The organism is Streptomyces sp. NPDC031111 (assembly GCF_055570675.1).
In genome coordinates this window covers 199,979-215,715 of sequence record NZ_JBVIGS010000012.1, presented here as the reverse complement: position 1 = coordinate 215,715, position 15,737 = coordinate 199,979, and the positions used below count along the sequence as shown (strand labels likewise).

The window sequence follows — 15,737 nt, the reverse complement described above, 5'->3', positions numbered from 1 at the left end:
CTACCGGTTGATCACGAACTGCGAGCCGGGTTCGATCAGTACGTCCCCTTCGGCCGAATCGGTGATGGTGACGTCCGTCAGCGTGGCGCTGCCCCGGGCGCCGCCCATGGCGAGGATGCCGGACCCGTTGTTCGACTTGTCGATGGTGACGCCGGTGATCCGGGCGTCCGGCACCGCGCCCCCGCCCGACTTGAACTGGATGCCGTCGTAGGTCGAGTCGTGGATGTCGGTGTCGCGGATCTCCACGCCCGGGATGTCGAGCCCCTGGGCGAAGAGGGTGATCGCGCCGAACTCCTGGTCCTCGTTCCAGAAGGCGCCGCCGGTGCGGTACAGGCCGTTGTTGGCGATGAGTGTCCGCCCGGAGAAGGGCAGGGGGTCGTGGTCGGTCGCCAGCATGATGCCGGGGTAGTTCATCGTGTCGTGGACGAGATTGTTCTCGATGGTGTTGCCGTAGCCGCCGTAGATCGCAATGCCGTTGGCGCGCCAGGGCAGTTGGACGGTGTTGTTGCGGAAGTGGTTGTCATGGCCGATGTCGACCGACGGGTCCTTGACGTACTTGCTCGCCCACACCGCCAGCGCGTCGTCGCCGGTGTTGCGGAACGACGAGTTCTCCACCGTCGAATTGCGCGTGCCGTTGGCGAAGTTGATGCCGTCCGCGTAGGTGTCGCGGATCCGCATCCCGCTGAACTCCAGTCCGTCGGCCGGATTCCACAGTTCGGGGATGTTGCTGTGGTCGCGGCCCACCCAGACACCGACGTTGGCGTGCTCGATCCACACATTGCTGATCTTCGTGTTCTTGCCGAACCGGCCGTTGAGGCCGACTCCGCCCTCCGCTCCCCCGTCGCCGCCGCGGATCGTGCCCGAGCCGAAGATGGCGATGTCAGAGATCCTGGTGTTGTCGTCGATGTCGAAGCCGAAGTTGCCCTCGTGCGGGTGGTTGATGCCCCCGGCCTGGTGCGGCGGTGTCAGTGTGTGGAGCTGGGAGTGCCACATGCCGGCGCCCCGGACGGTGACGTCGCGGATGCCGACCTGGTTGTACTGGCCGCGGTTCTGCGGGTCGTCGGTGAGGATCTTCTGCTCCTGGCGCCACTGGCCCGCCGGGATCCACACACAGTCGATCCGTCCGTTCTGGTCGGCGGTCACGGCGCGCTGGAGGGCGTCGGTGTCGTCGATGCCGTCGTTGGGCACGGCGCCGTACTCGGTGATGGAGACGCAGCCGGCGGGCTTGGCGGCGGGCGGGGCGACCTGTTCCAGGTCGACGAGGTCGACGATGTAGAAGGCGGCGGTGTCGTCGGTGTCGCGCTGGAGCCGGAACACCGTGCCCGCCGGGTAGGTGGAGCCGAGCAGTGCGTGGGACTCGTCGAACAGTCGACGGGCGTCGCTCCCCGGGGTGTTGGTGAGTCCCTCGGGGGCGTCGGTGTTGCCGTACAGCCAGCTGTGCTTGGAGCTGAGGCCGATCTTCTGCACGAACTCGCCGTCCGCGTAGAGACTCAGGGTGGCCTCGGTGCCGCCTCCGCCCGGCGCGTCGGGGATGGAGTTGCGTACGACGATCGAGTTGGTCGGGTTGGTGGAGGTGAACTGCACGTACTGGCCGGTGGAGTTGAGGCGGACCGACTGGCGTCCGGATGACTCGGTGGCGAAGTTGGTGTGCCCGAAGGTCCGTTTGGCGTCGGCGGTCAGGAGGGTGCCCTGGTAGGTGCCGTCCTCCGCCTCGTACTCGGTGTACGGCACCGCGGCGCCCCGGCCGACCACGATGGAGCGGGTGAGGATGTTGTTGTCCTCGTTGGTCTCGTCGACGGTGTCCGTGGCGTCCGCGGTCGCGGTGAGGACACTGGCGCCGCCGGTGGCGGTCCAGGTGCCGCTGATCGCGACCTCGGCGGTGGCGCCCGCGGCGATGGTCCCGGTGGCTCCGTCGAGGGTCCGGTCCCCCACGGCGAGCCGGGTCACGGAGCCCGCGGCGGCGGGTGAGGTGCCCCGGTTGTGCACGGACACGGTGAAGGACACCGACGCGCCCGTGGCGGGGCTCGCGGGGTCGGTCCTGATGCCCCGGACCTCCAGGTCGGGGCCCGGACTCCGGTCGACGGTCAGCCTGTCGGTCGCGGTGCGGCTGTTGTTGGTGTCGTCCTGCTCGGGGACGGTGTCCGTGGGGTCGACCACGGCGGACACGGTGTAGCTGCCCTGGGGGCGCCTGCCCACGTCCACGGAGACGGTGGTGGAGGCGCCGGCGGCGAGCGCGCCGACGGGAGCGCTGCCCGCGACGGTGCCCTCCAGGCTGACCTGGACGGTGGCGGCGGCGGACGCGGCCGTCCCGGCGTTGCGCACGGTCGCGCGGACGGTGACGGCGTCCGACTCGGTGGGCGACGCGGGCGTCCAGGAGAGGTCGGGGACGACGAGGTCCGGGTTGGGGGCGGCGGTGCCCATCACCTGCAACTCGGCCACCTGCGCGCCGTATCCGCTGGAGTTGTGCGTGAACCTCAGCCGCACGTCGGCGTAGCGGCCGGTGACCGGGATGGTGACGGTGTTGCCGCCGGCGCCGGGGTCGAAGGTGTAGTCGGCGCGGGCCTTGAGCGTGGTGAAGCCGTCCGACGCCTGTTCGCGGCCGAGGACCTCGATGCTCTGGGTCCGCTTCGCCCACGCGGCGTCGGGGTTCAGTTTGACGACGACGCCGCTGAGGTCGGCGTTGGCTCCCAGCCCGACCGTGAGGGTGGCGGGGTGACCGTTGGACTCCCAGTACGTGCCCACCTGCCCGTCGTTGGCGTTGGTCGCCACGAACGAGTGAATTGTGGAGGACGCTTCGATCGGTTTGCCGAGCGACAGGTTGCTGCCGTCGACGGGCGGCTGCCCGGGGTCGCCGCCGTCGTCGTCGCCGTAGACCTCGATCTCGGACAACTGGGCGGCGTTCCAGCCGGTGTTGGCGCTCACCCGGACGCGGATGTGGCGTACGTCGCGGGCGGTGAAGTCCACGGTGACGGTGTTGCCGCCGTCGGGGTCGAAGCGGTGCGCGGCGGAGCCGGACAGGCCGGTGAAGGAGGCGCCGTCGGTGCTGCCCTCGACGGAGAGGGTCTGGGTACGGGCCTCCCAGCCGGTGGGCAGCTTCAGGACGACCTGTTCGGCCTCGACGGTACCGCCGAGGTCGACGCCGATCCACTGCGGGAAGGCGCCCGCCGGGCCCTCCCAGTAGCTCAGCTGGCTGCCGTCGGTCACGTTGACGGCGGGGTAACCGGCGTGCGAGCCACCGGCCGTGACGCTCTTTCCGAGCGCCAGATTGGGGCCACCGACCGCCTTCGCCGCGGCGGTGGCCGTACCAGGTGGGAGACCGACGGCGACCAGGCCGGCGAGGAGCAGGCCGGTGATCGTCCGTGGGCCGAAGCGTTTCCGTCTCATCAAGTCCTCGTTCCGCGGCGGGTGCTGGGGAGGGTGGCCACCCGGGCAGTCCGTGCTTCTGCCATGGATTGCCATCTACTCGTAGAGCTTTTGCAGTGCCCCGTTCATTTCTTGCGACTCATGGAGTGAAGTTTCCGGCTCGCGCCCCTCTTGTCAATGGCATGGACACAACGTTCCGGAGGGTGACCGGGGCGCCTCGCGCCCCGGCGGGACGGCACGGGAACGTCAACAGGTGGCCACTCAGAAGAAACGGTCAACCGCTTGCGGCCGTACCATGGCTGGCCACCGCGGGAACCAACAGGCAGAAAGAGGCACCGCCATGTCCGAGAACTCGACCGCCGCCACCGACCTCACATCGCAGTACGTCGCTCAGGTCGCCGGCGATCTGGAGCGCAACGTCAAGGAGCAGGAGCGGGTCACGGCGGAAATCGCCGCGTTGCAGGAGCAGTTGACCGTGCTTCAGCACGACCACACGATTCTGGTGAACATGCAGCAGGCGCTGGGCCTGGCCTCGGCACCGGCCGAGGGGGCGGTGACACCCGAAGCCGCGGTGACACCCGAGGCCGCGCCGGAGACCGTGTCGCAGCCCGGTGACGCGCCGGAGGCCGGCCCGGCCTCGGGCGGTGCCACCGTGCCGGCGCCGCGTCGCAGGAGCGGCGCCAAGTCGGGCGCCGCGAAGCCGAAGCGGGCGAGGAAGGCGGCCGCGCGCCCCGCGTCCGGCAGGTCCGAGTCCACCGCGTCGGGGAAGGCCGTGCGCAAGCCGTCCGCGGCGAAGGCGGCGAAGGCGGAGCGGACCGGGAAGCAGGAGGCCAAGGCGGACGGGCCCAAGCTGGTCGAGCTCGTCCGCCGGCATCTGGCGGAGCAGAGCGAGCCGCGTTCGGCGGCGGAGGTCGCCGGTGCGCTCGGAGAGGCTCACCCCGGGCGCACCATCAGGACGACGGTCGTGCGCAGCACGCTGGAGGGCCTGGTCGCCCGCAACCAGGCCCAGCGCACCAAGCAGGGTTCGTCGGTCTTCTACACGGCGCCCGACAGCGCCGCGGGGACCGCGGCGGGCGACGGCGACGCGCGGTCCTGACGCCGCCTCACCCGTTACGGCCGGGTGTGAGTCACCTCCACCGGCGCGAAGGTGATCCGGGTACGGGCCGTGCCGCCGGCCCAGACGACGTCGACCGACGCGTCGTCCACCCGGACCTCCTCGACGGCCTCCGGAAGGGGCGCCGCGCCGGGGTCCGCGGTGAGGGACGCGAGGCCGACGTGCACGGAGGTGCCGCCGCACCCGCCGGTGAGGCGCGGCACCCGGGCCCAGGGGGTCCAGGCCGTGCCCTGCGGCGCGCGGACCGGGTCCGGGGCGGGGTCGTCCCAGCCGTGCAGTCCGTACAGGGCGGAGACCAGGGGTTCCTCGGGGCCGGTGGCCCAGCCGGTGAGGGTGACACGGGACCCCTCCGGCGCCCCCACCACCCGGTGCACGCGGAGTTCGTACGGGCCGTGTGCCACCGTCACGCTCTCCACGCGCAGACCCGGCACCATCGGCGGACCGCCGGCGAAGACGGGCCGGTGCCAGGAGGCGGCCCAGCCCCACCCGTCGCCGTGTCCCGCGCCCAGCGGGTGAATGCGGCGCCGCACACCGCGCCGGCCGCCGGTCTCCACCGACAGGTGGTTGTCGGCGACGTTCCCGGGCGCGGTGGGCCCGGTGCGGGTGGAGTACGCCTGACGTCCGTAGTGCGGGTCGTCCTCGGCCGCCGACTCGCCCTCGTGCGGGCGCACATGGTCGCTGCCGTGGTTGTGGAGCCGTACGATCCCGTCGGCCCGGGTCGCCTGGACGAGCAGCCCCGGTGCGGGCAGCGCCAGCACCCTGTCGGACTCCTCCACGGGTGCCGGCTCCTCGGGAGCCGTCCAGAAGGCGTGGTCGGCGGGGGCGAGCAGGGCGACGAAGGCCTTCGACGCCCAGTACGGTGACGCCGGGCCCGAGTAGCCCTGGAGGCTTGCCTCGTGCGGGCCGTACCAGCCCAGGCTCAGCAGCCCGTCGTCGGTCAGGGCGCCCCGGTCGAGGAAGTGGCGCAGGCTGCCGCTGGCGATGCGGCGCGAGGCGCCCGGTGCCAGCGGGGTGTGGCCGGTGACCGCGCCCAGCGCGACGGCCGCCGAGGCGGCGAAGCGGTAGGTCAGCGAGCGGCCGAAGTGCAGCGGCGCCCCGTCCGCGCCGAACATGAGGGAGTAGCCCTCCAGATGGGCGCGCAGTCTCGCGCCGTGGTGGGCCAACGCCTCGCCGTCACCGGCGAGATGGGCGTCGAGGACCGGGTACAGGTGCAGGGCCCAGCCGTTGTAGTGGTCGAAGGCGCGCCCGTCCCCGTCGGCGTACCAGCCGTCGCCCCGGTACCAGCTCTCCAGCAGGTCCAGGGCCCGCCGGCGGGCCGCCGCGGTCTCGGCGTCGCCCCGGCCGACGGACTCCAGGAACCCGGCGACGGTGTACGGGAAGAGGTACCAGTTGTTGGGTGCCGGGGTGTGCCGCAGCGCGCCCCGCAGCCACTCCTCCGCGCGGTCCTGCACACCGGGGTCGAGCTGCTTCCACAGCCAGGGCGCGGTCAGCCGCAGTCCGAGCGCCACCGACGCCGACTCGACCATGGGCTGACCCTGGACGTCGTGGTCGAGGATGAGCGGCCAGGACTCGGTGTCGTCGCGGCCGGGGGTGCGGGTGCCGGCGGCGAGTCCGCTCGCGTACCGCTCCAGCAGGCCGTGCGGGTCGTCCCCGCCCGAGCCGGCGACGCGGAAGGCGGCGGCGAGGAACGTCCGGGCGTAGCCTTCGAGGCCGTCGGAGCGCACTCCCGATCGGGACGGGCGTCCCGGCAGGTCCAGCAGGGCGCGGCCGGGGGTGCTCCAGCGCCAGGCCGCCGTGAGGAGGCCGTCCGCCACGGCTTCCCAGTGGGCCCGGGTGTAGCCGGTGCGGGGGCTGACATGGTGGTCGTCGGCGGGCAGTTCGAACGGGATGCTCATGCCAGGAAGGCCAGCCTTTCGCGTCGTACGGGGTGGAGGAAGCCCTCTCCGGAGGTCCAGCGCGCGATCTCGGAGAGGGCGAGGTCGGCCAGCCGGCGCCACTCGTTGCCCTGGGAGCCGGCGAGGTGGGGGGTGAGGAGAACGTTGTCGCAGCTCCACAGGGGGTGCTCGGGCGGCAGGACCTCGGGGTCCGTCACGTCGAGCACGGCGCGGACGCGGCCGGCCAGGGCGGCGTCGGTGAGCGCGTCCTGGTCGAGGACGGCGCCGCGCGCGGTGTTGATCAGTACGGCGTCGGGGCGCATGGAGTCGATCAGTTCACGGCCGACCAGTCCGCGGGTCTCGGGCAGCAGCGGGGTGTGCACGCTCACGGTGTCGCTGCGCCGGAACAGTTCCGCCAGCCCTACGCGTTCCACGCCGAGTTCCTTCGCCTCGGCCTCGTCGACGAACGGGTCGTGGAGCAGTACGTCGACGTCGTGCGGGCGCAACAGGTCGATCACCCGGCGGCCGATGAGCGACGCCGACAGGATGCCGACGGTGCGGCGGTGGTTGCCGACCGTGCGGGAGGTGCGCAGCCAGTCCGCCCGGGTGCGGGTGGCGCGGTAGTCGCGTGCGGACTCCAGGGCCCGCTTGCCGGTGAGCAGGATCATGGCGAGGGTGTACTCGGCGACCGGGACGGCGTTGGCCGCGGCGGCCGAGGACACCTCGATGCCGCGTGTCCAGCAGGCGTCGGTGACATGGCCGCGCACGCTGCCCGCGGTGTGCACGACGGCCCGCAGCCGTGGCGCCGTCCCCAGCACCTCCGCGTCCAGGGGCGGGCAGCCCCAGCCGGTGACCAGCAGCTCGACGTCGGCGAGCACGGTGCGGGCGCGGGGCGTGGTCAGGTCGTCGAGCACCGGGAGCGGCGCGAGGTCGCACAGCGCGGCGAGGGCCGTGAGGGACTCGGCGTCGAGGACGGCCGAGGCGACGTCCGGGGACATGGCCAGTGCGGCGCGGGGCCGGGGGCCGGGCGTGGACTCGGTCATGGTGGCGGGGGAACTCCTTGTGCGAGCGGGGTCACTTCACGGCGCCGGCGGTCAGACCGCTGCGCCAGAAGCGCTGGAGCAGGGTGAAGGCGAGGATGAGCGGCAGTACGGCGAGCAGTGACCCCATGATGACCACGGGGTAGTACTCCGGCGAGACCGACGCGGAGCTGTTCCACGTGTAGAGGCCGAGGCTGACCGGGTACAGGCTCTGGTCGGACAGCATCACCATGGGCAGGAAGAAGTTGTTCCAGATGGCGGTGAGCTGGAACAGGAAGACGGTGACCAGGCCGGGGCCGAGCATCCGCAGCGCCACCCTGACGTAGGTGGTCAGTTCCCCGGCGCCGTCGATGCGGGCGGCCTCCAGCACCTCGTCGGGCACGTAGCCCTGGCTGAAGATCCGGCCCAGGTAGACGCCGAACGGGTTGAACAGGACGGGGATGAACACCGCCCAGAAGGTGTTGACGACCCCGGCCTCGGAGGCCATCAGGTACAGCGGCAGGGCGAGGACGGTCTGCGGCACCATGACGGCGGCGAGGACCAGTCCGAACAGCTTCTCCTTGTGCCGGAAGCGGTACTTGTCGAAGGCGTAGCCGCAGGCGACGCTCACCAGCGAGCCGACGGCGGCGCCGAGCACGGCGTACAGCAGGCTGTTGACGTACCAGCGTCCGTACTGGCCGCCGTCCATGGCGAACAGGTCGCTCAGGTTCTGTACGAAGGAGAAGTCGCCGAAGGACAGCAGGTCGCTGCCGAACAGGGCGTCCCGGTTCTTGGCGGCGGCGAGCACCAGCCACAGCACGGGCAGCAGGGTGTACAGGACGGAGATCGCGACGACGGCGTTGACGGTGGCGCGGCCCAGCAGGCGGGGACGCTGGAGGGTGCTGTCGGTGGCGCTCATCGGGCCTCCTCGGCGGCGGCGTTGCGGCTGGTGAAGCGGGTGACGCCGTAGGACAGCGCGATGGTGCACAGCAGGAGCACCACCGAGGCGGCCGCGGCCAGGCCGTAGTTGTTGCGGGTGAAGGCCGCGTCGTAGATGTACATGCTGGGCGAGAACCGGGAGTTGATCATCGGTGAGGACTGGCTGAGCAGCATCGGCTCGGTGAACAGTTGCAGCGCCCAGATCAGGGTGAACATGGCGACCATCACGATCGAGGCCCGTACCAGCGGCGTCTTGACCTGGAGTGCGGTGCGGACGGGGCCGGCGCCGTCGACGACGGAGGCCTCGATCACCTCGCGGGGCACGGCCTGGAGGGCGGCGTAGAAGATCACCATGTTGTAGCCGAGGTTGCTCCACAGGGCGATGTTGACGATGGACGGCAGGACGGTGTGCACGCCCAGGAAGTCGATGGTGATGTCGGCCCGTGCGAAGAGGTCGATGACCGGGCTGATGCCGGGGGTGTAGAGGTACAGCCAGATCAGGGCGGCGATGATGCCGGGCACCGCGTGCGGCAGGAACAGTCCGAGCTGGGCCCAGGCGCGCAGCCGGACGACCCCGGAGTCCAGCAGCAGGGCGAGGACGAGGGCGCCGACGACCATGAGCGGGATGTAGATCAGGCAGTACAGGGCGACGGTGCCGAGGCCGCCGAGGAAGGTGGGGTCGGTCAGGACGGCGGTGTAGCTGCGCAGTCCGACGAAGACGGTGCGCTCGGGGCCGAAGCCGAGTCCGGGCTGGTCGTCGCTGTAGAAGCTCAGGTACACCGCCGTGCCGACGGGGATCAGGAAGACGGTGACCAGCAGGAGGAAGAACGGCGTCATCAGCACGCCGCAGGCGCCCAGTTGGCGGCGGCGTGCGGTCCTGCGCGCCTGGCCGGCGGGGGCGGCGGCGGGTGGGGCGGGGGCCCGCACGGTGTGCTCGGTGGTCGCGGTCATGAGGGTGTCACCTGCCTTTCGGGCGGCTCAGGTGCTGTGCTGGGTGGTGGACAGGCCGAGGGCCCTGAGGTCGGGCATGGTGCCGTCCTGGGCGGTGCGCATCGAGTCGATGAGGGAGCCGCGGCCCGCGCTGACGCGTGCGAAGGAGTCCTGCATGACCTCGCCGGTGGCGGTCATCCGCGGGCCCCAGACCCAGCCGTCGCGGATCTTCTCCGCCTCCTGCTGGAAGAGGGTGTAGATGTCCTGGCCGCCGTAGTAGGACCGGTCGAAGGCGTCCCGGCCGACCGGGACGAGGGCGGAGGCCGCCGGGTACTGGCTGCTGGTGCCGCTGGACAGGCGGGCGCGCAGGGCGTCGGGGTGGGAGACCTGCCAGGCGATGAACTCCATCGCGGCCTCGGGGTGGCGGCTGTCCTTGGTGACGGCGAAGGTGGAGCCGCCGTGGGTGCCGACGGCGGGGCGGCCGGGGTCCCACTGCGGCAGCGGGGCGATGCGCCACTGGTTCTTCTGTCCGGGGCGGGCGTTCATCTGCGCGCCGGCGTCCCAGGCGCCGCTCAGCCGGGTGAGGACCAGGCCGTTGCCGATCTGGGCGTCGGACTGTCTGCTCTCGACGGCGTTCATGAAGACGTCGTCGCGGTCGATGAGGTCCTGCCAGTACGCGGCCACGCGCCGGGTGGGCGCGTCGGCGAGCGAGACGTTCCAGGCGCCGTCACGGGTGTCGAACCACTGGGCGCCCGCCTGCCAGGAGTAGGCGGCGAACTGGGTGGCGCCGTCGGTGGGGAACAGCGCGATCCGCCGGTCGGGCGCCTTGCGGCGCACCACGGGTGCGAGGGCGGCGAACTCCTCCCAGGTGCGGGGCACTTCGAGGCCGTACCGGTCGAAGAGGTCGGCGCGGTAGTGCAGGACCATCGGCTCGACGTCGAGCGGGACGCTGAACACCCGGCCCTGGAAGGTGGTCAGGCCGAAGGCCTGGGGCAGCAGCTTCGCCCGCAGTTCCGCGCCGACGAGGTCGGTGATGTCGCGGGCGACGCCGTCGATGGCGAAGCCCGGGACCTGCGGGTACTCGATGGTGGCGACATCGGGGGCGTTGCCGGCGCGGGCGGCGTTGCTGAGTTTGGCGTAGCCGCCCTGCCCGCCGGAGGGGATCTGCTGGAAGTCGACCTGGATGCGGTCGTGTGTGCGGTTGAAGGCGTCGACCACCTCCTGGCTGCCGCGCAGGGCGGACCAGAAGGTGATGCGCGTGGCCTTGCCGGCACGTGTCGTGCTGCGTGATGCGTCGTCCGTGCCTCCGCTACAGGCGCCGAGGGCTCCTGTCAGCGGCACGGCGGCCATCGCGGCGAGCACGGATCGACGGGGGTGTCGATCGGGCATGGCGCCTCCCGCGGCTCCTGCGTGTCGGGGGACACGGCTGTTCGGGACACGGGAATCCTCAACGCTCGACCAACAAGCGGTCAATAGATCGATCAGAAGAAAATAAAACGTTCAAACGCTCATTTTGTTGACGAACCGGTGACCGAGTACGCCCGGGTCGACCCGCGCACGCTCAGCGCCGGCAGCAGTTCGACCCGCCGCACCGGTCCCCCGCCGCCCCTGGACGCGTCGAGCCGCTGGAGCAGCAGCTCGGCCGCCGCCCGTCCGACCTCGGCCTTGGGCGGGGCGACGGCCGTCAGCGGCGTGGTCCCGAGCCCGGCCACCACGTCGTCGTACGCCACGACCGAGCAGTCCTCCGGCACCCGTACGCCGTTGTCCGCGAGCTGCTGCACGAGCATCAGCGCGTCCACGTCGCCGTGCAGCACCGCCGCCGTCGCCCCGACCTTGCGCAGCAGCGCGGACAGCTCCGCCGTCTCCTCCGCCGTGTACGGCCCGTCCTGGCCGGCCTCCGGCGCGCACAGCGTCCACGCCCACTCCTCCACCAGCGGATGCGCGCCCGCGATCCGCGCGCACGCGGCCCTCAGGGTGCGCGCGGTGGGACTGTCGTCGCGGGTGGCGAACACGATCCGCCGGTGACCCAGGCCCACCAGGTGCTCCACCGCGAGATGGACGCCGTGGGTGTGGTCGGAGCAGACCGAGTCCATCGCGTGCAGGGCGCTGCCGGGCCGGGGCCGCCGCTCCATCAGCACCGCGGGCACGTCCAGCGCGGCCAGCCAGCCGTAGTCGCCCTCCTCGTCGGCCCGGGTGCGCCAGCGGGGGGCGAGCAGCAGGCCCGCGGCGCCGTCGGCGAGGGCCCGCTCGACCAGCGGCCGCTCGGCGCCGGACACCTGGGGCGCGATGTGCAGCGCGATCCGCTTGCCGGCCGCCTCGAGCACCGAGCGGGCGCCGTGCAGGGACTCGTACAGATAGCTGTGCCGCTCCGGGACGACGACGGCCACCGCGTCGCCGTCCGGTGCCGGGGCGGTGGGCAGGTCCTGGGCGGCGAGGGCGGAGCGGACGACGCCGTGGCCGCGCCGCAGCCGGCCCTCCTGGGCGAGTTCCTCCACGTCCCGCCGTACCGTCACCACCGACACCTGGAGTTCGGCGGCGAGGTCGCTCACCCGCGCCGAACCCCGTGACTCGACGGCCGCCAGGATCCGCTGCCTCCTGAGCTCGACCGGCTCCCGCATGAGGCCCCTCCCCGCACCTGGATGTTCGTTTGAACGGTACGGGCATCATAACGATCGTTCCGGGCGGGGGGAGCCGGTCGGAGCGGACCGGCGGCGGTCAGGCCGCGCGGTCGGTGACCGGGTCCTGCCGCGCCGCCCGCGGGGCGGCTCCGGCGAGGAAGGCGTCGCGCGGACGCTGCACGGACGCCAGGGAGACGAGGTCCCTGCCGAAGAGGGCGGCGGTGAGCCAGACCGCGAGGACACGGACCTTCCGCTCCCAGGTGGGCACCGCCAGCACGTGGTAGCCCCGGTGCATCAGCCAGGCCGGGAAGCCCTTGATGACGATGCCCCGGAACTCGAAGATCCCACGGCCCAGCCCCAGCGTGGCCACCACGCCGAGACTGCCGTGCCGGTACGGGCGTACCCGGCGCCCGCGCAGGTCGGCGACGAGGTTCTTCGCCAGCCGCTTGCCCTGCCGCACCGCGTGCTGGGCGTTCGGCACGGTCCGGGCGCCCGGTCGGGGTGAGGCCAGGTCGGGCACGGCCGCGTCGTCACCGGCCGCCCAGGCGTCCGGCACCGGGGCCTCGTCCGTGCCGACGCGCAGATCGGGCCGCACGACCAGCAGTCCGCGTGCGTCGACCGGCAGGTCGGTGTGGTTGTGCACCACGGGGTTGGCCGCGTTGCCGGCGGTCCACACGACGAGTTCGGAGTCGTACTCCTCCCCGCTGGAGAGGACGACGTGACCGTCGACGGCCGAGAGCAGCCGGGTGTTCAGGTGCACCCGGGCACCGCGCCTCTCCAGCTCCCGCACGACCCAGGCACCGGGCCGGTCCGTCACCTCGGGCAGGATCCGGTCGCGTGCCTCGACCAGATGGAAGGAGAGTTCGTCCAGGCGCAGTTCGGGATAGCGCCGGAGCAGCGCGGCGGCAAGGGACAGCAGTTCGCCGAAGCCCTCGACCCCGGAGAAGCCGCCGCCCACGAAGGTGACCGTGAGCAGCCCGGCCCGCTCGGGGTCCCCGGCGGGCAGGGAGGCCGCCTGGTCGAACGCGGTCAGCAGCCGGTCCCGGACGGCGACCGCCTCCTCGACGTGCTTGAGGCCGATGGCCTGCTGGGCCAGTCCCGGCACGGGGAACGTACGGGTGACCGCGCCCGCGGTGACCACCAGGACGTCGTAGGTCAGTTGGTACTCGTCGCCGCGCGCCGACCGCACGGTGACCGTGCGGTCGGCGTGGCGGATGGCGGTCACGGTGCCCGCGACGATCCGGGTGCGGCGCAGATGCCGGCGCAGCGACACGGCCGCGTGCCGCGCCTCCACGGAACCGGCGGTGACCTCCGGCAGGAACGGCTGGTACGTCATGTACGGACGCGGGTCGACGACCGTGACCCGCGCCTCGCCCTTGCGCAACGTCTTCTCCAGGCCCCAGGCGGTGTAGAAGCCCGCGTAGCCGCCGCCGACGATCAGGATCTCTCGCATGGTGTCCTCTGTTCCTCGTCCGTCACTGATACGACCGGACAGGGCACCGGGGTGTGACATGCGCGGGCCGCCGGAGCGTGTGCGGCCGGTCACAGGGGCCTGGAGACGGCGTCGGCGGTCAGCCGCGGGCCACCGCGATGGAGCCGGCCAGCCGGTCCCCGGCCTCGTAGACCATGTACGGGACGCCCCGGTCCGTGCCGAAGGAGGGCGCCGCCGCGCGGCCGTTCTCCGGGGCGGCGGAGCGGGAGTTGTAGAAGACGCCGAGGTGGTTGCGGCGGGTGAAGTCGTTGCCGACCTCGGTGATCATGATGTCGCCGCCGCTGCTCTTGTCCTTGTTGTAGACCACGTAGGTGCTGCCTGCCCGGTGCAGCAGGTGCGGGCCGCCCACGTTGACCGCGCCGACGTCGCTGTGCCGGATCAGCGGCTGCTGGGCGAACGTCCAGGTGCGGCCGTCGGCGGACCAGCCCCAGCCGATGTCACGGTGGTTGGTGGTGTTGTTCAGCATGAAGACCATGACGTAGCGGGCGCCGCGCGAGGGCAGGTCGTGCCGGAAGACGCGGGCGTAGGAGCTCTCGGTGGTGCCGGCCGGGAGCATCGCGGTGGTCAGGACCACCTTGTCGTAGGTGAAGTGGATGCCGTCGGACGAGCGGGCGAGGCGGGTGGTGGTGTTCTCGCCGTGGAAGTACAGCCACATCTCCTTGGCGTCGGCGTTCCACATCACGTGCGGCGAGGAGACATGGCTGACGGAGTAGTGCGGGGCCCAGGACCTGCCGACGATCGGGTTGCCCGGGTACTCGGTGAACGGGCCCTCCAGGGAGTCGCCGTAGGCGAGGCAGATGCCGCCGGGGGCGTCGTGCGGGGCGTAGTACAGGTAGTAGCGGCCGAGCGGGGAGCGCAGCCGGTCGTACACCCCGCGCACCGTGGGGAAGATGATCTCCCCGGTGGGGTTGTAGCGGAGCTGGGACGGGGTCAGCAGGGTGCGGACGTAGGTGTAGTCGGGGAATCCGCCGGGCGCCGCGGCGGCGGTCGGGGCGGCGGCGGTGCCCAGGGTCAGGGCGGCCCCGGTGGCGGCGGTGCCCTTCAGGAACAGCCGGCGGTCGACGTGCGGCTCACGCATGATCAGCTCCAGGGGTGAGGGGGAGGGTCTCAGAGGTACAGGGAGGCGGTGACGCACAGGCCGCCGCAGGCGACGGCCCACACGTACGGCAGGGTGCGCAGCATGACCTGCTGCGGACTCACGCCCGCGTACTGGGCGCTCCACACGGTCTGGGTGCTGGTCGGGTCGGCGACGCCGAAGACCTGGTTGTAGGAGGTGGCCATGCCGAGGACGGCGGCGGCCGGGTAGATGCCGGTGGCGATGAGGACACCGGCGATGCCCGCGCCCAGACCGAACACGTTGAGCGGACCCCGGTACAGGCACAGCGGCACCAGCAGGGTGAAGACGAGGACGAACAGCACCGGGTTGTGCGGGCTGACCGCCTTCATCAGGGGCTCCAGCGCCTCGACGGCGCCGGGGAGTTTGACGGCGGCGAGCAGGATGCCGATCGCCACGAACAGCGCGAGCGGCGGGGCGGCCACCTCGAATCCGCCGTACAGGGTGCGCAGCAGGCGCTTGTTCATCGCGCCGGGCCGGGTGGTGGTGACCAGGGCGTAGAGGACGCCGGCCAGCATGGAGGGGATGATGGCCACTTCGAAGCCCAGGGCCAGCACCAGCGGGACCACCGGGGCGAGCAGTGCGTACCAGGGGGCGTCGCCCAGCCGTTCGCGGCGCGAACTCGGTCGCGCGGACACGGACTTCAGGGACCAGGCGTGCTCGGTGCCGCGCCGCCGGGTCTCGATCACGACATAGGCGAGGGCGGCGGCCAGGGCGAACGGGAACAGCTTCACCATGAAGCCGCGCACCGTGGGGATCGGCAGGTCCAGGGCGGTGGAGAAGAACTGCCAGACGGGCAGCTCGAAGGGGACCCCGACCGCGATGCCCATGAGCACGGTGCCGGCGGCGGTCACCTTCGGCACACCGACGGCGACCATGGCGGGGATGCCGATGATGCCGGCGAGCATGGCGGCGGGCGCCGAGCCGGTCACCGTGCCGACGAGCGCGGAGACACCGAGGACGCCGAGCGCGACCACGGTGGGCCGGTCGCCGCCGAACTCCACGATCTTGCGGACGAGCGTGCCGGCGATGCCGGTCTCGTCGAGGAGCTTGCCCAGCCACGAACCGAGGATGATCGCGACCATGGTGGCGGCGAGCGCGGGCGCGCCCTCCTGGAGGACGGTGTCCAGGACGCTGTTCTCGCCGGTGAGCGGCGCCCCGGCGACCAGGGCGATGACCACGGCGAGGAGCACGAGCGCGAAGGCCGTGGGCAGCTTGCGGGTGAGCATCGCGGCGACGCCGGCCGCCATGACGAGGAGGATGACGACACCCAT

General features: G+C 72.0%; 11 protein-coding genes. 1 reads left to right on the top strand and 10 read right to left on the bottom strand.

Features of this window, described 5'->3' with window-relative positions:
• Complete coding sequence (locus ACZ470_RS25005; protein WP_468430586.1) at positions 1–3,384, bottom strand: CARDB domain-containing protein; 3,384 nt, start codon at positions 3,382–3,384, stop codon at positions 1–3.
• A gap of 319 nt (positions 3,385–3,703) precedes the next feature.
• On the opposite strand from ACZ470_RS25005, the gene ACZ470_RS25000 reads away from it, so the two are divergent.
• The gene (locus tag ACZ470_RS25000; protein WP_468430584.1) at positions 3,704–4,459 is read left to right on the top strand and encodes a hypothetical protein; all 756 of its coding nucleotides are present in this window, start codon (positions 3,704–3,706) and stop codon (positions 4,457–4,459) included.
• Between the two features lie 14 nt (positions 4,460–4,473).
• On the opposite strand, the gene ACZ470_RS24995 is transcribed toward ACZ470_RS25000, so the two are convergent.
• The 9 genes from ACZ470_RS24995 to ACZ470_RS24955 form a co-directional block, all read right to left on the bottom strand.
• Positions 4,474–6,372, bottom strand: a complete 1,899-nt coding sequence (locus ACZ470_RS24995) for a DUF2264 domain-containing protein (protein ID WP_468430582.1) — start codon at positions 6,370–6,372, stop codon at positions 4,474–4,476.
• Positions 6,369–7,394 (bottom strand): hydroxyacid dehydrogenase, encoded by a 1,026-nt coding sequence (locus ACZ470_RS24990; protein WP_468430580.1) that lies wholly within the window; start codon positions 7,392–7,394, stop codon positions 6,369–6,371. Before ACZ470_RS24990 ends, ACZ470_RS24995 begins: the two co-directional genes overlap by 4 nt.
• A 31-nt stretch (positions 7,395–7,425) precedes the next feature.
• Positions 7,426–8,289: a carbohydrate ABC transporter permease gene (locus ACZ470_RS24985; RefSeq protein ID WP_468430578.1), complete on the bottom strand. Its 864-nt coding sequence runs from the start codon at positions 8,287–8,289 to the stop codon at positions 7,426–7,428.
• Entirely contained in the window at positions 8,286–9,260 is a 975-nt protein-coding gene (locus tag ACZ470_RS24980; RefSeq protein ID WP_468430576.1) for a carbohydrate ABC transporter permease, read from the bottom strand. The genes ACZ470_RS24985 and ACZ470_RS24980 overlap by 4 nt, the downstream gene beginning before the upstream one ends.
• Positions 9,261–9,287: 27 nt before the next feature.
• Positions 9,288–10,628, bottom strand: a complete 1,341-nt coding sequence (locus ACZ470_RS24975; protein WP_468430574.1) for an ABC transporter substrate-binding protein — start codon at positions 10,626–10,628, stop codon at positions 9,288–9,290.
• A 119-nt stretch (positions 10,629–10,747) separates the two neighbouring features.
• The gene (locus ACZ470_RS24970; protein ID WP_468430572.1) at positions 10,748–11,857 is read right to left on the bottom strand and encodes a substrate-binding domain-containing protein; all 1,110 of its coding nucleotides are present in this window, start codon (positions 11,855–11,857) and stop codon (positions 10,748–10,750) included.
• A 97-nt stretch (positions 11,858–11,954) separates the two neighbouring features.
• Positions 11,955–13,310, bottom strand: coding sequence for an NAD(P)/FAD-dependent oxidoreductase (locus tag ACZ470_RS24965; RefSeq protein WP_468430570.1), 1,356 nt, complete (start codon positions 13,308–13,310; stop codon positions 11,955–11,957).
• Positions 13,311–13,428: 118 nt separating this feature from the next.
• Complete coding sequence (locus tag ACZ470_RS24960; RefSeq protein ID WP_468430568.1) at positions 13,429–14,427, bottom strand: twin-arginine translocation signal domain-containing protein; 999 nt, start codon at positions 14,425–14,427, stop codon at positions 13,429–13,431.
• 29 nt (positions 14,428–14,456) lie between these two features.
• A complete protein-coding gene (locus tag ACZ470_RS24955) occupies positions 14,457–15,737 on the bottom strand; it encodes a TRAP transporter large permease (RefSeq protein WP_468430566.1) in 1,281 nt (426 codons plus the stop codon).